Here is a 22832-nt window from a genome sequence, read left to right on the forward strand (position 1 = left end):
CTAGTAGTTAGTTTATTGTTAGTTGTTTATCGTTGTCTTTTGTGATATAAGTTTTCTTTCCGGTAAATACTTTCCTTAGCCATGGCCAGAAACCTCTTTTTTCTTCCCTGCCATCGGATTCATGTTTTCCGGCAGCGAGAATCGGAGTGTAATATTCTTTTGCTGGTACACCGTCTTTTGCTGGCTCGCTGTCGTAATTAAGGTCGCGCAACCTCATCACTGTTCTCTTTTTATCAACATAGCCATAAAAAACCATATTCTTGGTCTGTATACCACCACTCAAAAAAACATATTGGTTACCCGTCCTATTACTATAAGCAGAAAAAAGCAGTTTGTTTTCAGCATCTTTCACCTCAACATTGTCATAACTTTCTTTTGTGGATATGAAGGTTATTTTATCATCATCCGGCAATGCACAATCAACATTAAAGGTAACGCATCCCTTACTTTCTATCGGAATTTTAAATATATAGAATTTATTGGTTTGGTCTGCTTCGGGCTTTAATTCGGTTCGCCGCCATCTTCTCTGCCCGTTTTCATTGGTAATCTCCAAGTAAACATTCATTGAAGGATTAACCTGTCCCGCCCTGCTTGGCATTTTTATCAGGTAAAAGTTCCCAGTCTCATCAAGTGTTGCCTTTCCATAACAAATAGTAAACATTCCGTCACTTCTGATGATCTGGTCATTTTCGTCTATAGCAAACTTAGAATCCCTGATCATATCCTTGGCTGAAAAATACTCGCTGATGGTTAGATCGTCATTCTCCCCGGCGATCACTTCAGTCCCATTTTTGCCATAAAAAGTTTTAGGCCTGATATATTCAAAATCGATAATCGCTTTTCTTCTTAAATCGTCCGGAACATCAGCCAGATTCTCGGTAAAATTTGAATACGAAATTCGCCTTGCATTTAATTGGTTGAGCAGGAAATAGTCAAAAACAATTTTCTTTCTATTATAAGCCAGCGTGTTATTATACTGTTCTGTCCCTTTACTGTCAGTATAAGCATTAATGACAATACTATATCCACGGGAATTGTTAGCCAGGCTGATGATGCTGTCAAGCGTAATTTTGCTTTTTGGCGTAATCTCATATTTATCAAATTCAAAGTAAATGGCAATCTGTTTCTTTTCTTGCGAAAGAGAAAAAAAACCGGTAAACATAATACCAGTGAATACTAAATATTTAAAACAAAATTTCATGCCATTTATATTGCAAAATATAAAAAAAAGCCGCTACTGATAAATAGTAGCGGCTTGATATCGACTGATTTCAAATCATTATTTCTTGTGTCGTGGTTCGCAGGAAACAGTCAGTTTGTGACGGCCTTTGGCCCTACGGCGAGCAAGCACCTTTCTTCCATTCGCAGAAGCCATTCTGTCCATAAATCCGTGCTTATTTCTTCTTTTTCTTTTCGATGGTTGAAACGTTCTTTTGCTCATTGTGTGATATCTTTAAACTTTGTTATTCTCTTTTAAACAGGTCTTTCTGAAACCGAGTGCAAATATACAAACTCTTTTTTTTCTGGCAAGTGCTTTTGAAAAAATATTTTTAATTGATTTTACTATCTTTGCAGCCTTAAAAAACCATCGGATGTACAACAAAAATATAAAATTAATCCTTGCCGCAGCCCTCTTCGGAACTGCAGTATGGCAATTTACGGAAAGCGAGATTGGAAACGGTATTTTTCTGATCCTTTTGTCGCTGATTTTCATACTTTTCTATTTCAAAAACGAATTCATCATCCTTGCTTTCCTCAAATTGCGTAAGCAGGACTTTCCGGGCGCACAGAAATGGCTCTCCAAAATCAAGGACCCGCAGGCCGCATTGGTGAGGAAACAGCAGGGCTATTATGAATACCTCCACGGATTGATGCTGTCGCAGACCAACCTGATGCAGGCCGAAAAGCATTTTAAGAAAGCGGTGGAACTCGGCTTATCCATGGACACAGACCTGGCCATCGCCAAACTTAACCTGGCAGGTGTTGCGATGAGTCGCCGCAGAAAACTGGAAGCGACGAACCTGATGAACGAAGCCAAAAAACTTGACAAGCAGGGCTTATTGAAAGATCAGATCAAAATGATGAAGGAGCAGCTTAAAAAAATCTAACCTTCTTACAACCCAATAGTAACAAGCCGTTTATCACAAACGGCTTTTTTTATGGATAAAAGACGTATTTTCGCTACAAATCAAAATTGAATACTATTTTTTCCTATTTTTGGAAATAATCTGAAAATATTTAACTATCGAAATGAAAAATATTTTATTTTTTATGATTGTGATAGTTTTGTCGTGTGCTGTTCACGCGCAGCCGCAGGAAAAAACTTTCAGTGTTGCCGTAAAGCAGAATATTAAGAAGTATAATACCTTAAGTAACAAGGCTTACGAAAACGGCGATATCGAGCAGGGCCAGTTCCTGTTTGATACTTTAGTCTCAAACCAACTCGCAGGCACCAAATTCGAGGATTACACGCTAAAAAGATTCAGCGGCGGGAAACTCAAGCTCAGCAGCATTAAAAAACCCATCATGATCCAGACGTACTCTTCCTGGTGCGTCATGAACAAAGGCGAGATACCTGCACTCAATAAGCTCGCCCGCAAATACCATAAGGACCTCCAGATTGTTGTCGTGTTCTGGGACAGGAAGCAGGCAGCCAAAAGCCTCGCGTCACAGTTTAACGGGTATATCGAAGTATGTTATGCCAATGAAAATTACAAAAAAGACGAGGCGATGGTCGCCACGCTCAAATACGCCATCGGTTTCCTGACCTCCTACTACATTGACGGAAACCTGAAAGTCATTTCGATAAAAAAAGGCGCTTTGGTACAAACCCCAAAGAAGACACCGCTTAAAGAGGCGATAAAGCAGCAATTTGATGTGTATAACGAAGCGTTGAGCAGCCTGCTTGTCAAATCAGGGATCAGGAAAGAGATCCTCGCGACCCACTGATCTATTTCCCGAAGAGCATTTTTCCTGCCACAATCAGCAACACGACGCCAAATATGCGCTTGAGCATCTTTTGGTCGATTGTAATCGCGATCTTACTGCCGAAATAACTTCCGATAATAAAGCAAAGCGAAATGATAATGGCGTATTTCCAGTTGATCTGACCTGCCTGATGGTAATTTAAGACGGCGAGAAACGCAATCGGGGGAAGCATTACGGCAAGGCTCGTGCCCTGAGCCTGCTGTTGCGTGAGCCCAATGATAAGCAGCATGGGTACAATGATGATCCCGCCTCCGATACCGATCAATCCGCTGAGCATCCCGGCTATAAGTCCGATGCAGATCAACACTAAAAAAACGCCTGTAGTCATACCTTTCATGTTTTAATAACCGCTGGTTGGGATTTCGATGGTGTACTTCTTCCTTGAGGCATTAAGCAATTTTCGGTCGCGCAGCCACGGATTGTGGATTTTCAGGATTTTGTAGTTAATGCCCTGATCCAGAGCAAATGAGGCCAGGTCATTAATGGTCGTATCCACCTCTATCTTGCGTGTAGGGATGTTTGCATACAGGTCGGTTGGGGAAATGTTGAAGCCGTACAACTGCGGATTTTTCATGATTTCCTTAAGGGCAAGTATCCGGAACACGTAGCGCGAAGTCTCATCGTTCAGCAGCAAATCATAATAATTTTTCACTTTCTGGATTTCAATCTGCTTGTTAACGCCGCTCACGCCGCCGTTGTAGGATGCTGCGGCCAGTGTCCATGACCCGAACCTCGCTTTGGCGTTTACGAGATACCTGCAGGCCGCTTCGGTAGATTTTTCCAAATGATAGCGTTCGTCTACGATGTCATTGACCTCCATATTGTATTCTTTGGCGGTTTGCGGCATAAACTGCCAGACACCACGCGCGCCCGCAGGAGAAACCGCGTTGACCAGTCCGCTTTCAATCACGGCAAGGTATTTGAAATCATCCGGAACATTGTATTGCCTTAGTATCGGTTCAATCACCGGAAATGCCCTGTTTGCCCTTTTTATGATCAGCAAAGTCGTAGCGTCTAAATTCGCATTCACCAATAATTCGCGTTCGAAACGCTCTTTTACATCGCTGATATTCAATGGCGTGTTTTCGCCCGCAAAATCGACGCTTTCCGGAAAATACATGGCGGTACCTTTACGCGCGGAGACGTCCCCCTTTTCTTTTGAAATCCCATATACAAGCAATCCGCTGACCAGCACCAGTGAAAAAATCAACCCGAATCTGTGAAGTGTTTTCATAATCATTTTCATATTTGTAAACCTACAAAAAACTGTTTTGCTATGCTATGCTTTTATGATTTTTGGCAGATTTTCGTTCAGCCATTTGTATTTATTGAGAATCATGATGTGCGTACCGCCCTTGACCACAATCGGGTTTGAAATATATTTTATCGGAAACACCTCATCGGCATCGCCATGGATGTGAATCACATTGGGATCAGCCTCGCAGCGCTCCCACAAAATCACATTTTCAACCGCCCACTCAAGGTAGCGCTTGTCCCGCACCGAAAGAAATTTTTCATACAATTTGAGCCGCTGGTTGATCTTGCTGCCAAACGAAAACTTTGCGAGCTTCTCCACATTAATCAGCAAATCCATCGGTATGAGTTTGTATGCTTTTGTGGCTTTGGCGACTTTAAACCGGCGCGGGAACTCCGTGTTGCACTTCACACTGGAAATGATGATGACTTTACGCGCCGCCACAAATTTCGATATTTCCTGAACCAGGATGCCACCGAAGGATACACCGATCAAAACCGGGTCAGGGTGCACAATCCTGCGCGAAATCCTTTTGGCGTAAGCTTCCAGACTTTCATGGTCAAGCGGAATTTCCCATTCGAGCAGCACGACTTCAAATTCCGCTTCGGGAAGCGCAATCCTTTCAAAAATTGCAGGACTGGCGGCCAATCCGGGCATAAAGTAAACCGGTATCTTACTCATTTTGTTGTTTTAACGCTCTGCTAACAGCAACTTCGGCGAATTCTTACGAAATTTGTATAAAATTAATTGTTTTTAACCTTAAACAATTTTCTTTCAAATTTATTTTACCCACACCATGATGGTTACCTTATTCCCTGCAGCCCAAAGAGGCCAAGCTGATTTCGGATGGCTGAAGGCCAATTTTTCTTTTTCTTTCGGAAATTACTACAATCCGGAAAAAATACAGTTCGGCGCGCTGCGTGTATTGAACGATGACAGCATTGCACCCGGCGCAGGTTTCGGGACACATCCGCACGACAATATGGAAATCGTCACCATCCCGCTCGAAGGCGGATTGAAGCATAAAGACAGCATCGGAAATGAAGGCGTAATACAATTTGGAGAAGTCCAGGTAATGAGCGCCGGAAGCGGTATCTTACATTCCGAAATGAATGCCAGCGCCACTGAAATCGCCAAAACGCTCCAACTTTGGATTTTTTCTGAAATGGAAAATGTCGAACCGCGCTATGACCAGAAGGCTTTCAATCTTGAGCAAGATATAAACAAACTGACGACGGTGGTCAGTCCGCATGACAAACCCGAACTCAATTCGCTGTGGGTATACCAGCAAACGTGGTTCAGCCTTGGGATTTTTGAAGCCGGCCGGGAACTGAGCTACGAACTGCATTCGCCAAACCACGGTGTGTATCTATTCCTGATCGAGGGCGAACTGGAGATCGAGGGCAAATTATTGGGACGGCGTGATGCCGCGGGAATTACTGGGACGGACAGTTTTACGGCGAATACCACCCAGCAATGCAAAATATTAATGGTTGAAGTACCCATGAATTAAACGCTACAATATGGACATCAAGGACAACACTTTTTTAAGGCAATTTGAGGCTTCGGATGACGGAAAATTGATTTCGGTGGAATACTCTTTCCAGGAAAAGAAGATCTTCCTCACAAAGATCATTGCGCCCGAGGGCTATAATAACGAAGGATTTATCGATGACTTTCTCCGCGCGATACTTGAAAATGCCGCAGAACGAAAATTCCGCGTGGTTCCCATATTACCGAAAATCGCTGCCTTCTTTAGGAAAAATCCGGTTTATAAGGAGCTGCTGCCGCCCGGCATAAAAATTTAAACCTCATTTTGCCGTTGTGATACACAGCGGCTTTTTTGTATTTTCACCCAACAAAATTCCCATTCATGATCTCGGAAGAAAGCCGGAATAAGATTATCGATTTTTTCGAAAACATCAGCAAATATTACGGCTGTAAAACTGAAATCACGGAAGGATTGTACACCGATAACGGCAATCTTGAAGCCGAGCAAACGACCTGGAACCTTTCTGAATTTACGCTCGTGCGCTCTGCCTATCGCAACAACGGCGCGCGGTTGATGATGGAAGGGGAGAAAATGTATTATGAGATTTCGGCCAGCATCATCATCGATTTTAAACAGCCGGGAAGGAATTCATTTGAATTTGTCGAACAGTACGGGCAAACTGTTTTCCGGATTACGAAAATCAGGTTTCACTACAGGTATTAGTGTCGCCTTTCCCTTCGGGCGTTTAGGGCAAAACCTCATTAAACTCCATCCTTACACTACCGTCCTCGTCAATCCTCGTCAACGTAATGTCGTGTAAAGTGTTCACCAATTCCGGGTTCCAAGGGGTTTTCACCTTGACGTAGTTTTCGGTAAAGCCATGAATGTAACCTTCCTTATTTTCGCCTTCGAATAAGACCGTTCTTGAAGTGCCAAGCTGACTTTCATAAAAAGCACGGCGTTTTTTGACAGACAAACCACGTAACATCTTACTGCGTTTTGCCCGTACATTTGCCGGAACGACGCCATCCATTAAAGCCGCTTCCGTATTGTCGCGCTCCGAGTAAGTGAAAACATGCAAATACGAAATATCAAGGTCATTCAGGAAATGATACGTCTCAAGGAAATGTTCATCGGTTTCACCCGGAAATCCCACAATCACATCCACGCCAATGCACGCATGCGGCATCACTTCACGGATTTTATTCACCCGCTCCGTGTACACCTCGCGCAGATAACGGCGCTTCATTTTCTTCAGGATGTCATTGCTTCCGGATTGCAGGGGAATATGGAAATGCGGCACAAAAGTGCGGCTTTTTGAAACGAATTCGATGGTTTCATTCCGAAGTAAATTCGGTTCAATCGAGGAAATACGCAGCCGCTCAATCCCGTCCACGTCATCCAAAGCCTGCACCAATTCTAAAAACGTATGCTCGTGTTTCTTATTCCCAAACTCGCCTTTACCATAATCCCCAATATTGACACCCGTCAGCACGATTTCCTTAATATTTTGCTCAGAAATCTCTTTTGCATTCTTCAGCACATTTTCCAAAGCATCGCTGCGCGAAATCCCACGCGCCAACGGAATCGTGCAATAGGTACATTTATAATCACAACCGTCCTGTACTTTCAGGAACGCACGCGTACGGTCGCCAATCGAGTAACTGCCCACATAAAAATCGGCTTCGGCAATCTCACACGAATGCACCTCGCCCATATCATTCTTGGACAAATCGTTGATATAATCCGTAATCTTAAATTTTTCAGTCGCTCCCAACACCAGGTCAACGCCATCTACAGCCGCCAATTCCTCAGGTTTCAACTGCGCATAACAGCCAACAGCCGCGACAAATGCCTTGTCATTCAGCTTCATCGCCTTCTTCACATACTGCTTAAACTGCTTGTCGGCGTTCTCCGTAACCGAACAGGTATTGATCACATAAATATCAGCAACTTCCTCAAAATCAACACGCTCAAAACCTTCGTCCTGAAAACTTCGGGCAATAGTAGACGTTTCCGAAAAATTCAGTTTACAGCCTAAAGTATAAAAAGCAACTTTCCTCTTTTCCATATTTTAATGCGGGCGTGCCCTCGTTGCGGAAATCCGCCAATCCAAATTAAAATCCCTGCAGCAACGAGGTCGGGCTTTCGGCGGTACGCGGTACCTTGCCTCTATCCCTCACGCGGTCCCTGCAAAAATTGACATTTTGCAGTCCGATTTTACTATATTTACAACGCGCTGAAAAGCGGGCAAATTTACACACAAAAATCGGTTTGATGAAATTTATAATCCGTTACATATCAATATTTTGTATCACCTTAACGTTTTTCGCCTGCAACAAAACCGATCAGTCCGGAAAAGACCTCCTCGTTTTCCGGTATAACGAAATTGCGACCATCAGCTCACTCGATCCGGCTTTTTCAAAAAACCAGGCCATGATCTGGCCGTGCAATCAATTATACAACGGACTCGTACAGCTCGACGACAGCCTGCACATCCAGCCCGATATTGCCAAATCATGGCAGATTTCAGACGATGGCAAAACCTACACTTTTACAATACGCAACGATGTGTATTTCCATAAAGATGCTGCGTTTGGCAAAGACTCCACCCGCACTGTCAGAGCCGCAGATTTTGAATACAGCCTGAAAAGACTGACTGACGAAAAAGTCGCCTCACCCGGAAGCTGGATCATGCAAAATGTCGAAAGCCTTAAAACCGTTAACGATTCCGTTTTTGAAATCAGACTGACGAAAGCATTTCCGGCATTTTTAGGTTTGCTTGCGATGAAATATGCATCTGTTGTACCCAAAGAAGCGGTGGCACATTACGGTAGTGATTTCCGTTCACATCCCGTGGGCACCGGCCCGTTCCGGTTTAAATTCTGGGAGGAAAATGTGAAACTCGTATTGCGCAAAAACCCGATCTATTTTGAAAAGGATGAAAACGGCGTCCGCCTCCCCTACCTCGAAGCCGTCGCGATTACATTTCTTCCCGACCGCCAAAGCGGTTTCCTGCAATTCGTGCAGGGCAACATCGACTTTACTTCGGGTCTCGATCCTTCTTACACCAATGAAATCCTGACCCAGAAAGGACAGCTGCAGCCAAAATATAAAGACAAGGTCAATCTTGTGACGAGCCCGTATCTCAATACCGAATATCTTGGGTTTCGTATGGATGGCGGCGATAAGGCAGTTTTAGACAAACGCATCCGCCAAGCGCTGAATTATGGTTTTGACCGTCATAAAATGCTTTTGTATTTGCGCAATAACATGGGAATTCCGGCAGTAAACGGTATGATTCCCGCTGGTCTTCCGGGTTTCAACAATATTAGAGGGTATGATTATGATCTGGAAAAAGCACGTCAGTTGGTGGCAGATTATAAAAAAACAACTGGTGACAAAAACCCGAAAATTACGTTAAGCACTAATGCGTCTTATATTGACATCGGCGAGTTCCTGCAGCGCGAATGGCAGAAAACCGGTTTGACCGTCGAGGTTGATGTGAGTCCGCCTGCCACTTTACGCACCGCAATCTCCACCGGAAAAGTATCGTTCTTCCGCGCGAGCTGGATTGCAGATTATCCTGACGCCGAAAATTACCTGTCGCTGTTTTACAGCAAGAACTTCGCTCCTGATGGCCCCAATTACACCCATTTCAAAAGTGCGGAATTTGATCGCCTGTACGAACTCGCATCAAAGGAAACCGACAACGAAAAACGTTATGCGCTTTATGAACAAATGGACAAACTGGTCATTGACGAAGCACCGGTAATCCCGTTATTTTATGATAAGGTGGCGCGGTTTACCTTGAAAAATGTGCAGGGATTGGGCATCAACCCGTTGAATTTGGTGAATTTGAAACGGGTTAAGAAAGGCAAACCTTTGTAAAAGAGACAATACGGTCAGCAATCGGCATAACCATTCCATTCATTCACTTATTCGAGCAATCCTTTTTGTATCTCTTTGTCGTACAGCACAATGATTTGAAATACGGTAATCATTATCGGGAACAAGACCGTAATGATGAAAGATTTTATTTTGATGAATTTCAGGCGTGCCGGTTCGGAAATATGGGAACTGTTTTTAACCACTGTCGCACGGCTGCTCAGCAAATCAATGACCAGGATCGAAACCGAATAAAACAACACCACGAGGGTCAATCGGAACGCCAGCAGATTTGAAAAAAGATTGATCAGCACAAAGCCGGCAGCGCAACATAGCGCATACACCAAAAGCCTCGGGTTTCTTTTTAAAAGGAATTTTGCGATAAACAAGTTCAGGCCGACCAGTACCACCGAATCAATGATTTCCATAGTGGCTTGTTGGGAAAGGTGTGCACAAACTGATCGAATGGTTAGGTTTCAATGGCAATCGTCTATTTATTCTTTCCGCCACTTTTTGGTTTCCTCAAATACGTGCTCCAGAATCCGGGCTTCCTTTTCGTCAAACTCGACGTTGCGGCGTGACATGACGATTTTAGCAGTCTCGAAAGCTTTTTTGGTAATATAAGTGGTAAATCCGGACGCACCGCCCCAGGAGAAACTAGGGACGAAATTGCGCGGGAATCCGCTTCCAAAAATATTGGCGCTCACGCCCACAACGGTTCCGGTATTAAACATCGTATTGATCCCGCACTTGCTGTGGTCACCCATCATCAGTCCGCAGAATTGCAATCCGGTTTTGGCAAAACCTTCCGTTTCATAACTCCAAAGCTTTACTTCTTCGTAATTGTTCTTAAGATTGGAATTGTTCGTGTCGGCACCAAGATTACACCATTCGCCCAAAACCGAATTCCCTAAAAACCCATCGTGACCCTTATTGGAATAAGCAAATAAAACGGAATTGCTGACTTCGCCACCAATTCTCGAAAATGGTCCGACAGTGGTTGCACCGTACACTTTAGCACCGAGTTTCACCTGCGCGCCTTCACAGAGGGCAAATGGCCCGCGTATGATGGAGCCTTCCATAATCTCAGCGTTTTTTCCAATGTATATTGGCCCTGTTGATGCATTAAGTGTTACAAATTCCAGTTTCGCCCCCTCTTCAATAAATATATTTTCAGCGGCGATGACGTTCACACTATTTGGAATCGGCTGCGACTGGCGGTCTTCTGTAATCAGATCAAAATCCTCGCGCAGTGCAGCATCATTTTTCGCAAATATATCCCACGGATGGGCGACCGTCAGGCAATCGTCATGGAACTCCGTGATTTCATAAGCATCAAAATCAACTTCCTCCTGCGTATCCTGTGTAAAGAAAGCTATCACTTCCTCACCTTTAAAAATGGCCTGACCGGGCTCGAGACCCCTGACCATTTCAGCCAATACATCGTTTGGAAGGAAGGACGCGTTGATCATCACGTTTTCCTCCATCTCCACCATCGGGAATTTCTCGGAAAGGTATTCTTCGGTAAGCGTGGTGGTGGTTGACCCCAGATATTTTTCCCATTTCTCGCGGATGGTCAGGATACCGATGCGGATATCAGCCACAGGACGCGTAAAGGTGAATGGGAGCAAGGCGTTGCGGACAGTGCCGTCGAAAAGGATGTAGTTCATATATAGAGGTAGCAAGGTTACAGGGTACCAAAGTAGCAAAGTTTTTTCGGAGGTGAAAATAAAAAAGCCTCCCAGATGGAAGGCTTTACTTTATTTTGAAACACGTAAAGATTATTTAATGTGTTTAGCATATTTGGTTTTGAACTTGTCGATACGTCCTGCTGTATCGATAAGTTTTGATTTACCTGTGTAAAAAGGGTGAGACGTTCTGGAGATCTCCATTTTCACTACTGGGTATTCAACACCTTCGTGAACGATCGTTTCTCTTGTGTCAGCTGTAGATTTAGTGATAAAAACCTCGTCATTCGACATGTCCTTAAAAGCAACTAATCTGTAATTTTCCGGGTGGATTCCTTTTTTCATGGTAAATTATTTTTCTTTAATTGGCTGCTTTTCGTTTTGCGGCTTTCCGTTTTGAAAGGTATAAACGCCGAACAGCTTTTTGTTTACTTTGTTATTTTAAGCCTGCAAATTTACAATTATTTCCGAATAAAAAAACTGTTGCGCTTATTTTTTTGAATAATGTGCGTTGTCTATTTTTTCGGCCGTGAGCGGCGGAATTGTTATATTTGCAGATTAAAACCACGAAACACCAATGACTTCAATCGTCAAGAAGACCGGCCTTCAATCCGGAATTGCCTTAGGAACGTTATTAATCTTACTGTCGGCGTACATTTACTTTCAGGACCTGGGCTGGTTCAACAATGTGGTTGTGGGCATGCTTACATTGCTGGGCATCGTTATTTCAGGGACGGCCGCGGCCATACTAGTCCGAAGAAAATTGGGGGGCTTCATCACTTTCCGGGAAGCTTTTGCAACGTATTTCCTGACCATTTTTACCGCGCATGCCATGCAGTGCGTATTTGCAGTAATTATTACGTCATTCGTACTTACTACGGAAACCAAAGTGTCGATGAAGCAGCAAATGTACGAGTTCAACCTGAACCTGATGAAGCAAAATCTTGCACCGGAAGCTGATAAGGATAAGATGACGGCATCCTGGCCTGCTTACGATCCATTTTCCGTGAAAGAAGTCATCACACCATCCATTTTGTATTTACTGCGGGACTGCCTGTTCGGGTTCCTTGCGGCATTGGTAATCCGAAATAAAAGAGCCTTACTGTAAATGAATATTTCTGTCGTAATACCGCTTCTGAACGAAGAAGAATCACTGAGGGAACTCCACTCCTGGATAGTAACGGTGATGAAATCCAACAACTTTTCGTACGAAATCATCTTTATCGATGACGGCAGTACGGACCGATCATGGGAAATCATCGAAAAGCTGTCGGGTGAAAACCAGGAAGTGAAAGGCATCCGTTTCCTGACGAATTTCGGAAAGTCACAGGCCCTGCACGCCGGTTTTGCCAAAGCCGAAGGCGATGTCATCATCACTATGGATGCCGATTTGCAGGATAATCCGGAAGAAATCCCGGAACTGTACCGCATGATCGTGGACCAGAAATTCGACCTGGTCTCGGGCTGGAAAAAAAAGCGCTATGACTCGGTTGTGGCAAAAAACCTGCCTTCAAAATTATTCAACTGGGCGGCACGCAAAACCTCCGGGGTACACCTCAACGATTTCAACTGCGGATTGAAAGCCTACAAAAAAGTTGTCGTCAAAAACATTGAGGTTTCAGGCGAAATGCACCGTTACATCCCTGTTTTGGCGAAAAATGCCGGATTTGGGAAAATAGGCGAAAAAGTAGTGAAGCATCAGGCGCGTAAATATGGGGAGACGAAGTTCGGGATGGACCGTTTTGTCAACGGATTCCTCGACCTGATCACCATCTGGTTCTTATCCCGGTTCGGAAAAAGGCCGATGCACCTGTTCGGGGCATTGGGATCGGTGATGTTTATCATTGGGTTTTTTGCGGCAGGATTTATCGGAATCAACAAACTCATCAGGCTGTACAGTCACAAGCCGACGGTTTTGGTAACCGAAAATCCCTGGTTTTACATCGCACTGGCGACAATGATTATCGGGACGCAGTTGTTTCTTGCCGGTTTTCTGGGCGAAATCATTTTGCGTACGAAAAGCAATGAAGGACGATACAAAATATCTGAAACACTGAATTTAAAGTAAAACACGGAGCGCACAGCCCCGATAGAGCCGGTATCCTTGCTGTAGCGGCAGCGAAAGCAAGATAAAGGCGAAAGCGGGAAACAGCTCCTAAAAATAAGCATACCATGGACAAACAACAGATTTTGGATAAGGCCAACGAGTGGCTTACGCCGGTTTTTGACAACGCAACGCAGGAGGCCATCCGAAAAATGATGGCTGAGGCGCCCAAAGAGCTTGAGGAAAGTTTTTATAAAAACCTGGAATTCGGCACCGGCGGGATGCGCGGCGTCATGGGTGTGGGTACAAACCGCATTAATAAATACACACTGGGGAAAAACACCCAGGGGCTTTCTGATTATATGAAAAGTGTTTTCCCCGGGAGAGACATTAAGGTGGCGATCGCTTACGACTGCCGCCACAATAGCGACACCCTGGCAAAAACCGTTGCCGATGTGTTTTCGGCCAATGGGATCAAAGTGTATCTTTTTTCTGAATTGAGGCCGACGCCGGAGTTGTCCTTTGCACTCAAATACCTGGGCTGCCAGGCGGGCATCGTCTTAACAGCATCGCACAACCCTCCGGAATATAACGGTTATAAAGTGTACTGGGAGGATGGCGGCCAACTCGTGCCGCCACAGGACGGCGAAATCATTAAGGTGATTGAGGCTACGGCATACGGCGACATCAGGTTCAGCGCAAATGACAGCCTGATTGAATACATCAGCACCGAAATCGACGAGGCGTTCTGGGCGTCATCGATTGAAAATGCCAGCTTTGACACACCGCAGGAGGCCAAAGATGCGCTCGAAATTGTGTTCACGTCATTGCATGGCACCTCGATCAGGGCCGTACCCGATGTGCTTGCCAAAGCGGGTTACCGGAGCGTGCATATTGTTCCGGAGCAGGCCGAGCCCAACGGCGACTTCCCCACGGTGAAATCCCCGAATCCGGAAGAGCCTGAGGCATTGACCATGGCGCTGGCGCTGGCTGACAAGCTGAACGCGGATATTGTGGTAGGCACTGACCCCGATTGTGACCGGTTGGGCGTGGCGGTAAGAGACAATTCAGGTAAGATGGTGTTGCTCAATGGCAACCAGACGATGGTGTTAATGACACATTTCCTTTTGGAACAGTGGCGCAAGGCCGGGAAAATCAATGGTAAACAATTTATCGGATCGACCATCGTATCGACGCCGATGATGATGGAACTCGCGGGCGCTTACGGCGTAGAATGCAAAGTAGGACTGACCGGATTCAAATGGATCGCCAAGATGATCAAGGATTTCCCGGAACTGCAATTCATCGGTGGCGGCGAGGAGAGCTTCGGATTTATGGTGGGCGACGCCGTGCGCGACAAGGATGCCGTGGCAGCCACATTGCTGGTCTGTGAAATGGCTGCAAGGGCAAAGGCAAAGGGCAGTTCAGTTTACAACGAATTGCTGCAATTGTACGTTGACTTCGGATTTTATAAGGAACACCTGGTTTCGCTCACCAAAAAAGGAATCGAGGGATTGGCGGAAATCAACCAGATGATGGTCGATATGCGCAACAACCCCGTGCAGGAGATTGACGGAGAACGGGTGATTGTGGTCGAGGACTACAAAACGTCAGTGATGAGAAACCTACTGACCGGCGAATCTGAAACGATGGACATCCCCAAATCCGATGTGTTGATTTATTACACCGAAGACGGTGCGAAAATTGCGGCAAGACCTTCGGGCACCGAGCCGAAAATCAAGTTTTACATCAGTGTAAATGCTGAAATTTCAAGCCTTTCGGATTTCGCCGCCGCAGAAAAACAACTCGATCTGAAAATCAAAAACATCATTTCCGACCTGGGAATTCAATAGATGGACGAGAATATTAAAAAGATCATCCCGTTTGCGAAGAAGTACAAGGCGCACGTCGTGTGGAATGTGATCCACAACATACTGTATGCGCTTTTCGGTACGCTCGGGATGGTCATGATTTTCCCGGTGCTGAAGGTGCTTTTCGGCAATGAGGAAAAAGTCACAAAACTTCCGGAGTATAACGGGCTGCTGCACATCGACTCTTATCTTAATGATATGCTGTTTTATTATGTGCACCATTACACTGTCGATTACGGGCCGAATTACGCCTTGCTCCTGACGGTTTCGCTGGTCGTGGTCACGTTCCTGTTCAAGAACCTTTTCGGATACCTCGGCCTGCAGCACCTCACTAAAGTCAAGACGGGTGTGCTTCGTGACCTGCGGGAAAAAATGTTCCAGAAGATTATCGAATTGCCGGTGCCCTATTATTCCGAAAAACGGAAGGGCGACGTAATGGCGCGTATGCTCGGCGACGTAAATGAAGTGCAAAACTCTTTCTTCATGGTGCTCGAACTCATCGTGAAAGAACCGCTGACCATCCTGTTTTCGCTTTTTGCCATGATCAACATCAGCTGGAAACTTACGTTGTTTGTTTTCGTATTCATCCCGGTTTCCGGATTTATCATTTCCAAAATAGGGAAATCACTCAAGAGCAAATCTGCGAAAGCGCAGCAGGAAAATGGCCACCTCATCTCCGTGGTGGAAGAAACGCTTTCGGGCCTTAAAGTCGTAAAGGGATACAACGCTGAGAATTATTTTACCAAAACATTCAACGATTCGATCAACCGTTTGTATACGCTGACGAACAGCATCGGGAAAAAGAACAACCTCGCCTCACCGATGTCTGAGTTCCTAGGCATCATTGTCATTTCGATCCTGCTTTTTTACGGCGGAAATCTGGTTTTGGTCGACAAATCGCTCGATGGCTCACTGTTCATTGCCTACATCGGCCTGGCCTACAACATCCTCACGCCGGCAAAATCCATATCCAAGGCGTCTTACCAGGTCAAGAACGGACTCGCCGCGGCCGAGAGGGTTTTTGAGGTGCTCGAAGTTGAAAATACGATTCAGGATAAACCCGACGCTTTGGTCCTGGAGGGATTCCATCACGAGATTGAACTCCGCAACATCCAGTTTTCATATGGTAAAGATCCCGTACTGACTAATTTCTCGCTGACGATAAAGAAAGGGAAAACGGTAGCGCTCGTCGGGCAGTCCGGAAGTGGAAAAAGCACGATTGCCAATCTGCTGACGCGTTTTTATGATGTACAGCAGGGCGAAATCCTCATCGACGGGCACGACATCAAGAATGTCACCATGCAGTCGCTGCGAAACCTGACCGGACTGGTCACCCAGGACAGCATCATGTTCAATGGTACGATCCGCGATAATATCCGGCTTGGAAATCTTGAAGCCACCGACGAGGATGTGGTCGAAGCGCTCAAAATCGCTAATGCCTACGAATTCGTAAAGGATTTACCGGAAGGCATTTACACGAACATCGGGGACAGTGGCAACAAGCTCTCCGGCGGACAGAAGCAACGCCTCAGCATTGCACGGGCGGTGCTCAAAAACCCACCAATCATGATTCTTGATGAAGCGACGTCGGCGCTGGACACCGAAAGCGAGAAATTCGTTCAGGTGGCGTTGGAAAACATGATGCAGCACCGGACTTCAGTCGTGATTGCCCACCGGCTTTCGACCATACAGAAAGCCGATCTGATTGTCGTGATGCAAAAAGGGCAAATCGTTGAAATGGGCAACCACGAAGAACTGATGCTCTACAACGGCATTTACCGGAAACTGGTGGAAATGCAAAGTTTTGAATCCTAAACCACCGTTATGAAGAGAGAATATTTCGGAATGCTGTTCCTGATTGTCTTTGTCGGATTGATCTTCGGGTCTGAGTTCCTTTTCGGCGCGGAGAAAACCTGGGACAACCTGAGCCGCTTTATCGTCATCTGGGTATTGATCGGTTTCTTTGCAGGCCAGTATTCGATGAAATTCCCCAAAGCATTTTAAAATGTACATCAGCGACGACAATATCAAGCTTCCAAACGATCCGGATACGGTAGTCTGGAAATACCTTGACCTGTCGAAATTCGTTGACCTCTTATTGTACAAGAAACTGTTCATGTCGCGGTCAGACAAATTTGAGGATCAGTATGAGGGTACCTTCAGCGAACCTACTTTTGAGGAAATCCGGAAGCTGTCCGTCGACAACCCCGACTTCCTCGATTATTACAAGATCCACCGCCAGCAGGTGGTAATCAGCAGCTGGCACATCAACGAATACGAGTCGTTTGCGATGTGGCAGATATTTACGCAGAAAAGTGAAGGGCTCGCCATACAATCCACTTTGGGCAGGCTGCAGCAGGCACTTGCGGCGGAAAAGGACTATGAGCAGCACATCGGCGAAGTCAACTACATCGATTATAAAAAAGAGTACATTCCGTTTGAGAATGCTTTTTTCCCATTTCTTTTCAAGCGCAAAAGCTTCCAGTACGAGCGTGAGGTGCGAATCATCTCTGACATGACGACGTACAACATGAAAATTGACAACGGCGTGAAAATCGACGTCGACCTCTGTAAGCTCATCGGGAAAATCTACATCCACCCGAAATCAGAAAACTGGTATAAAAACCTCGTTATTGAGCTCGTTAACCGCCTCGGTTTCCAATTTGATATTGAAAAATCGGACCTGGAAAGCGAGATCTTAATTTAGCCTGCGAACGCATTAAAAATGGTCAAATAAACTTTCGCAATACCTTTTGCGTATATAAAGTTTTTCCTAAATTTGCACCCTATTCTTAAACAGTCTAAATAAAATGAAAAACAATTATTTGTTTTTACTGCTCTTCAGTTTCGCCGCAAATGCCCAGACACAGCAGGAAATTGACCGCGAAAAACTCAAGGAGGAAATCAAGAAAGAACTCAAGGAAGAGCTGAAGGCTGAAGTGAAGAAAGAAATTGCCAATGAAAATTTGTCGGTATTCAATTGGGGGAAATTTGACCTGAACGGCTACGGTGTCGTGAATTATTACAACTACAATTACGATACGGACCGCAACCTCAAAGACAAACTTGATGCGGAAAGACTGAACCTGTACCTGGGTTATCAATACAACAAATGGATTCGTTTCCAATCGGAAATTGAATTTGAGCACAATGGTACCGGATCGACGCTCGAACTGGACACCCAGGAGGAATTTGGGGAATATGAATCTGAGATTGAAGCGGGCGGAGAAGTAAAGGTCGAGCAGGCATTCATTGAATTTGGCATCACGCCAACATTTACGATTCGCGCAGGACGCGTTAAAGTCATGTTCGGCCTGGCTCAAAGCCTCGATGATCCGGACGATTATTTTACGACACACCGTCCCGAAATGGAAAATGAGATCCTGCCTCTGGGCTGGTATGAAAACGGAATTGAGTTCAACGGGACTTTTTTAAGGAACCGGTTTGAATACCGTTTCTCAATTACGGGCGGCCTTGATGCCACAGGTTTCAGCTCGCGCGGCTGGATCAAGGATGGTTACCAGCAACGGTTCGAAATGGCCAATGCAGAGGCGTTTGCTTTCATGGGAAGGCTGGATTATAAATTCGGGCGCAGTGGAAAAAACTACGTCGGGATTGCCGGATACGTCAACGACGCTGCGGCGAACCGTCCGAAGAACGACATGAGCGAAACCGCTTATGTTAAAATGATCGATGCACACATTACCTACGACCAGAATTACCTGCGGTTCAACTCCATTTTCCTTTTCGGCGATCTCGAGAATTCAGATATCGTATCGAGGAAAAATGCCAGCCTGTCGAACAACCTCGGCGTGAAAAGGACGCCGGTTGCCAAGAATATGATTGGTTTTTCTGCGGAAGTGGGCTACGACCTGAGGCATTTCTGGGAACCGAAAACCAGGAGATACATTTACCCGTTTGTGCGCTACGACTATTACGATACCATGCGAAACGTGGAAGGAAACGTGATTGACAACCCCCGCTGGGAAAGGAGTTCGATTACAGGAGGGGTTAACTGGTACGTTCTTCCGCAGGTTATTGTGAAGGCGCAGTACTCAAACCGCAGGCTCGGATCGCAGAACGTCAATCCGTCGACGCTGGAGTTTACGGGCGAACGGCAAAAGGAAAACACATTTTCAACAGGAATTTCATACGTATTTTAATCACAAACCATTTTAATTATGAAAAATAGGATATTCAGCCTGGCAATACTCGCAATGGCTTCGGCAGCACTGGTAAATTGCAGCAATAACAACGAGGTGACAATAGAAAACCCAAACGGGCCCTTGTATGATGAAGTGCTTACTAACGTAGCAAACAATGTGATTGTCGAGACGTATGGTGAACTGAACACTAAAGCCATTGCGCTTAAAGCATCTATCAATGCCATGACTTTCCCGGCGACCGAAGAGCAGGTCATGGCCGTTAAACTGGCCTGGCAGGCGACACGAGCGCCCTGGGAGCAATCTGAAAGCTTCCTTTACGGACCTGTAGGTATCGAGGAAGTGGTGGATCCGGCCATCGATTCGTGGCCTGTTGACGTGGCTTCGATTGAAGTCATAAAAAACAACCCGAACCCGATTACAGCAAGCTCATTGGCTGATAATGATGATGCCCGGGGTTTCCACACGATCGAATATTTTATCTGGGGTATTAACAGCAACAAAACAGCCGCTGAGATTACCGCAAGGGAGATAGAATTCCTGCGTGCGGCAGCCGACGATTTGCAGCAGAATACGCAAAAACTCTATGATGCTTGGAAAGCAGGCGGAGGGAACTACGTTGCAAATTTCTCGAATGCTGGTGGTCTGGGAAGCATTTACCCTTCACAAAAGGCTGCATTGGATGAAATTGTTCAGGGACTTGCGGGTATCGCTACTGAAGTCGCCACCGGAAAAATCGAGGAACCTTTAAACGGCAATGCGGGCACCGCGAAACCTGAAGCGGAAGAATCGCGTTTCAGCAACAACTCCAAGCTCGATTTTGCCAATAACATCCGCAGTATCGAGAATATTTATCTCGGCGATTATAACGGCGCGACAGGCAAAGGCCTGACTGACATCGTGAAATTTGCAAATCCGACGCTGGACACCAATATCCAGGCGAAAATTACTGCCGCCATTACAGCAATCAACGCCATTCCCGGGACATTCACCGACGCCATCAGCAACAACAGGACCGCGGTCCAGAATGCGCAAACCAAGGTAAACGAGTTGAAAACACTATTGGAAAGCCAACTGCTGCCGCTGATTACGAATCTGCAATAACAAAAAGGGAGTCTTTTCCGCCTTCCTAACTGAATTAAGCAAAAATGATCCGAAAACTGTATTTACTTCCGCTGTTGTCTGTAGCCCTGTTCTCCTGTGCCGAAGATCAGGACAATGGATATGAAGATATCGATTTGTCTGAACGCATCAATGCGGGCGGGGAAACGACTATTTTTTCCACCACGACAAATTCGTTCAGCAGCCCCGCACCTAACCTTTCGGCGGCGGAAACTGACAATCATTTTGTAGGCGATTTGCTTTTCGAAGCCAGTTTTGTTACCGCTCCCGCACAGGTCAACCCCGGCCTGGGAAGCATCTACAACAACGCGTCGTGCATCAATTGCCACCCCCGTGACGGACGGGCCAGACATCCGACCAACGTCAACTCGGCCAATGGGCTGCTCATAAGGGCGAGCCTTTTCGGTACTGACGAGCACGGAGGGCCTGTACCGGTTCCCGGATTCGGCTTACAGATTCAGAATCGCGCCGTCAGCGGGTATGTGCCTGAAGCCGCCTACATGGCCTCTTACACCACCCAAACCGAAACTTTTGCGGATGGGACGACGGTGACGCTAAGGAAGCCGAATATCATGCTCACCGACACTTACTTGCCGCTGCCACCAGGGGTGATGTTGTCAACCCGACTGGGGACGCCGATTTTCGGATTGGGACTGCTCGAGGAGATCCCGGAAGCGAACATCACCGCCAGACAGGACATCAACGACTCCGATGGCGATGGCATATCAGGTAAAGCCAACTTTGTATGGAATCCTTTCACGCACCAGACTGAACTCGGGCGTTTTGGATGGAAAGCGAATACCGCCAGTGTTATCGTACAATGTGCCGGAGCCTATGTGGAAGATATGGGCATTACAAATCCCATTTTTACTTTGGAATCCGGACATGGCCAGACCAACGGGGGCATCCCCGGCGCGACGCCGGAAGTCGACATGGAAACACTCGAAAAAGTGGCGCTGTACTGTAAGACACTGGGTGTACCTGCGGCCAGGAATACAAACAAACCGGAGGTAAAAAACGGAGCCAAACTGTTTGAACAACTGGATTGCGCCAAATGCCACGTCCCGAAACAGGTGACCGGGAATGCCTCGGTGGCGGCATTGTCAAACCAGACCTTGTATCCTTACACCGACATGCTGCTGCATGACATGGGCGAAGGACTTGCGGATAACCGTCCGGATTTCATGGCTTCAGGAAGTGAATGGAAGACACGGCCGTTGTGGGGCATCGGACTGACAAATCTTGTTAACGGGCATACCGATTTCCTGCATGACGGGCGCGCAAGAAACATAGAGGAAGCCATCCTTTGGCATGGCGGAGAGGCCGAAAAGTCGAAAAACAAATACAAAAACCTCAGCGCAAAACAGCGCAGCGATTTGTTGGAATTCATCAACTCATTATAAACAGAAATCCGGTTCACGCCGGATTTTTTTATGACTTATCGTGATGGCCCCAAATTACGGGATCTTGAGTAGATGAAATCATATAAAAAAATCCGGACGATACCGGATTTCACTATGATTTATGACAGTCCGCTATTGGACGGGATCGTAATTCTCGGGCTTCCATTCCTTAGCCATGAGATCTACGAAATGGTATTTTACAACATCGTCCTTATCAAATTCGCCGTTCTTGTTGGTGTCTTCTATAGTTCTGAAATACAGGCGGTTTTTAGATTCGACAACATTCCAGTCAATCAGTTCCTGAAAATCGCCGGACAATTTTGTAAACCTGGCCCCGCTGATTTCACTGATGTATAGCGTCTTAATGTCGCTCGCGTCAAGCCTGCCATCCTTGTTGGTGTCCATGTCGGATAACGAATACACCATGAGTTGCAGCTTTGATTTTAACGCTACCGTATTCAGGTAAGTGGCTGTCTGGATCGATACCGGGCGGGTGGTCAGCGGGCGGATTGCCGTAGAATCGATATGCTGGAACTTCAGGTTTTGCAAAAAGCCCGTGATTTCGAAAAGGTTGTAATTGGAAACTGAAAAACTTACGCGCTCTGCAGACGACGAATTGGCTGCCGCTTTTGATCTTCCTTCGTAAATCCTGTAGTCCCCGATCGGGTGGATCAGGTATTTGGTCCCTTCCATCTGTATCGGCAGGTCAGCGATCTTGATCTGGGAGGTATCCTGCCTGGCCTCAACCTGTTTGCCCTTGTTGCTGTCCGAATAGGTAACTTTTGGCTTTTCGGGTTCACTTTCACGGCATGAGGCGGCAAATACAAGCAAACCCAAAGCAATATATCTTGTTGTAAATTTCATAGGAAGCATTTTAAACGAGTATCAAATATACCATTTTCAGACGATAAAACCGAA

25 protein-coding genes are annotated in these 22832 nt (G+C 45.9%); 15 read left to right on the top strand and 10 right to left on the bottom strand.

What is annotated here, in order from left to right:
• Positions 1-7: 7 nt before the first annotated feature.
• The gene (locus HYN48_RS14845) at positions 8-1201 is read right to left on the bottom strand and encodes an OmpA family protein (protein WP_108373119.1); all 1194 of its coding nucleotides are present in this window, start codon (positions 1199-1201) and stop codon (positions 8-10) included.
• A 78-nt stretch (positions 1202-1279) separates the two neighbouring features.
• Positions 1280-1441, bottom strand: a complete 162-nt coding sequence (gene rpmH, locus HYN48_RS14850) for a 50S ribosomal protein L34 (protein ID WP_007136275.1) — start codon at positions 1439-1441, stop codon at positions 1280-1282.
• A gap of 151 nt (positions 1442-1592) precedes the next feature.
• On the opposite strand from rpmH, the gene HYN48_RS14855 reads away from it, so the two are divergent.
• Positions 1593-2108, top strand: a complete 516-nt coding sequence (locus tag HYN48_RS14855) for a hypothetical protein (RefSeq protein ID WP_108373121.1) — start codon at positions 1593-1595, stop codon at positions 2106-2108.
• A 163-nt stretch (positions 2109-2271) separates the two neighbouring features.
• Positions 2272-2949, top strand: coding sequence for a TlpA family protein disulfide reductase (locus HYN48_RS14860; RefSeq protein WP_181248487.1), 678 nt, complete (start codon positions 2272-2274; stop codon positions 2947-2949).
• Between the two features lies 1 nt (position 2950).
• Here the strand turns inward: HYN48_RS14860 and HYN48_RS14865 are convergent, their stop codons facing one another.
• Genes HYN48_RS14865 through HYN48_RS14875 form a run of 3 tightly spaced genes read right to left on the bottom strand, consistent with a single transcriptional unit; the run spans position 2951 to position 4924 of the window.
• A complete protein-coding gene (locus HYN48_RS14865) occupies positions 2951-3325 on the bottom strand; it encodes a sulfite exporter TauE/SafE family protein (protein WP_342747855.1) in 375 nt (124 codons plus the stop codon).
• 3 nt (positions 3326-3328) lie between these two features.
• Positions 3329-4222: a lytic transglycosylase domain-containing protein gene (locus tag HYN48_RS14870; RefSeq protein ID WP_108373693.1), complete on the bottom strand. Its 894-nt coding sequence runs from the start codon at positions 4220-4222 to the stop codon at positions 3329-3331.
• 45 nt (positions 4223-4267) lie between these two features.
• Positions 4268-4924, bottom strand: coding sequence for a lipase family protein (locus HYN48_RS14875; RefSeq protein WP_108373125.1), 657 nt, complete (start codon positions 4922-4924; stop codon positions 4268-4270).
• Positions 4925-5039: 115 nt separating this feature from the next.
• Between HYN48_RS14875 and HYN48_RS14880 the strand changes: the two genes are divergently transcribed.
• From HYN48_RS14880 to HYN48_RS14890, 3 genes are all read left to right on the top strand, one after another.
• Positions 5040-5756 carry a pirin family protein gene (locus HYN48_RS14880; RefSeq protein WP_108373127.1) on the top strand — a complete coding sequence of 239 codons (717 nt, stop codon included), beginning with the start codon at positions 5040-5042 and terminating at the stop codon, positions 5754-5756.
• Between the two features lie 10 nt (positions 5757-5766).
• Positions 5767-6051 (top strand): GNAT family N-acetyltransferase, encoded by a 285-nt coding sequence (locus HYN48_RS14885; RefSeq protein ID WP_108373130.1) that lies wholly within the window; start codon positions 5767-5769, stop codon positions 6049-6051.
• 65 nt (positions 6052-6116) lie between these two features.
• The gene (locus tag HYN48_RS14890) at positions 6117-6458 is read left to right on the top strand and encodes a hypothetical protein (RefSeq protein WP_108373132.1); all 342 of its coding nucleotides are present in this window, start codon (positions 6117-6119) and stop codon (positions 6456-6458) included.
• A 22-nt stretch (positions 6459-6480) separates the two neighbouring features.
• Here the strand turns inward: HYN48_RS14890 and mtaB are convergent, their stop codons facing one another.
• Positions 6481-7806, bottom strand: a complete 1326-nt coding sequence (gene mtaB / locus HYN48_RS14895) for a tRNA (N(6)-L-threonylcarbamoyladenosine(37)-C(2))-methylthiotransferase MtaB (RefSeq protein WP_108373134.1) — start codon at positions 7804-7806, stop codon at positions 6481-6483.
• A gap of 206 nt (positions 7807-8012) precedes the next feature.
• On the opposite strand from mtaB, the gene HYN48_RS14900 reads away from it, so the two are divergent.
• Positions 8013-9626, top strand: a complete 1614-nt coding sequence (locus HYN48_RS14900; protein WP_108373136.1) for an ABC transporter substrate-binding protein — start codon at positions 8013-8015, stop codon at positions 9624-9626.
• Positions 9627-9673: 47 nt separating this feature from the next.
• On the opposite strand, the gene HYN48_RS14905 is transcribed toward HYN48_RS14900, so the two are convergent.
• From HYN48_RS14905 to HYN48_RS14915, 3 genes are all read right to left on the bottom strand, one after another.
• Positions 9674-10051, bottom strand: coding sequence for a hypothetical protein (locus tag HYN48_RS14905; protein ID WP_108373138.1), 378 nt, complete (start codon positions 10049-10051; stop codon positions 9674-9676).
• Between the two features lie 66 nt (positions 10052-10117).
• The gene (locus HYN48_RS14910) at positions 10118-11293 is read right to left on the bottom strand and encodes a GlmU family protein (RefSeq protein WP_108373140.1); all 1176 of its coding nucleotides are present in this window, start codon (positions 11291-11293) and stop codon (positions 10118-10120) included.
• A gap of 111 nt (positions 11294-11404) precedes the next feature.
• On the bottom strand, positions 11405-11656 hold the full coding sequence (locus HYN48_RS14915; RefSeq protein ID WP_108373142.1) for a type B 50S ribosomal protein L31: 252 nt from the start codon (positions 11654-11656) through the stop codon (positions 11405-11407).
• Positions 11657-11888: 232 nt separating this feature from the next.
• Here HYN48_RS14915 and HYN48_RS14920 point away from each other — a divergent pair, with 232 nt between their 5' ends.
• The 9 genes from HYN48_RS14920 (at position 11889) to HYN48_RS14960 (ending at position 21914) form a co-directional block, all read left to right on the top strand.
• Positions 11889-12419, top strand: coding sequence for a DUF4199 family protein (locus tag HYN48_RS14920; protein WP_108373144.1), 531 nt, complete (start codon positions 11889-11891; stop codon positions 12417-12419).
• Positions 12420-13379 (top strand): glycosyltransferase family 2 protein, encoded by a 960-nt coding sequence (locus HYN48_RS14925; RefSeq protein WP_108373146.1) that lies wholly within the window; start codon positions 12420-12422, stop codon positions 13377-13379.
• A gap of 104 nt (positions 13380-13483) precedes the next feature.
• Entirely contained in the window at positions 13484-15208 is a 1725-nt protein-coding gene (locus HYN48_RS14930; protein ID WP_108373148.1) for a phospho-sugar mutase, read from the top strand.
• Positions 15209-17041: an ABC transporter ATP-binding protein gene (locus HYN48_RS14935; RefSeq protein ID WP_108373150.1), complete on the top strand. Its 1833-nt coding sequence runs from the start codon at positions 15209-15211 to the stop codon at positions 17039-17041.
• A gap of 9 nt (positions 17042-17050) precedes the next feature.
• Positions 17051-17230 carry a hypothetical protein gene (locus HYN48_RS14940; RefSeq protein WP_108373152.1) on the top strand — a complete coding sequence of 60 codons (180 nt, stop codon included), beginning with the start codon at positions 17051-17053 and terminating at the stop codon, positions 17228-17230.
• A gap of 1 nt (position 17231) precedes the next feature.
• Positions 17232-17933, top strand: a complete 702-nt coding sequence (locus HYN48_RS14945) for a hypothetical protein (RefSeq protein ID WP_108373154.1) — start codon at positions 17232-17234, stop codon at positions 17931-17933.
• Positions 17934-18036: 103 nt separating this feature from the next.
• Positions 18037-19389 (top strand): hypothetical protein, encoded by a 1353-nt coding sequence (locus tag HYN48_RS14950; protein ID WP_108373156.1) that lies wholly within the window; start codon positions 18037-18039, stop codon positions 19387-19389.
• Between the two features lie 18 nt (positions 19390-19407).
• Positions 19408-20493 carry an imelysin family protein gene (locus HYN48_RS14955; RefSeq protein WP_108373158.1) on the top strand — a complete coding sequence of 362 codons (1086 nt, stop codon included), beginning with the start codon at positions 19408-19410 and terminating at the stop codon, positions 20491-20493.
• A gap of 44 nt (positions 20494-20537) precedes the next feature.
• Positions 20538-21914, top strand: a complete 1377-nt coding sequence (locus HYN48_RS14960; RefSeq protein ID WP_108373160.1) for a di-heme oxidoreductase family protein — start codon at positions 20538-20540, stop codon at positions 21912-21914.
• Positions 21915-22046: 132 nt separating this feature from the next.
• Here HYN48_RS14960 and HYN48_RS14965 read toward each other — a convergent pair whose 3' ends face one another.
• A complete protein-coding gene (locus HYN48_RS14965; RefSeq protein WP_108373695.1) occupies positions 22047-22778 on the bottom strand; it encodes a CREC-EF hand family protein in 732 nt (243 codons plus the stop codon).
• Positions 22779-22832 lie beyond the last annotated feature (54 nt).

The organism is Flavobacterium magnum (assembly GCF_003055625.1).
Lineage (GTDB): Bacteria > Bacteroidota > Bacteroidia > Flavobacteriales > Flavobacteriaceae > Flavobacterium > Flavobacterium magnum.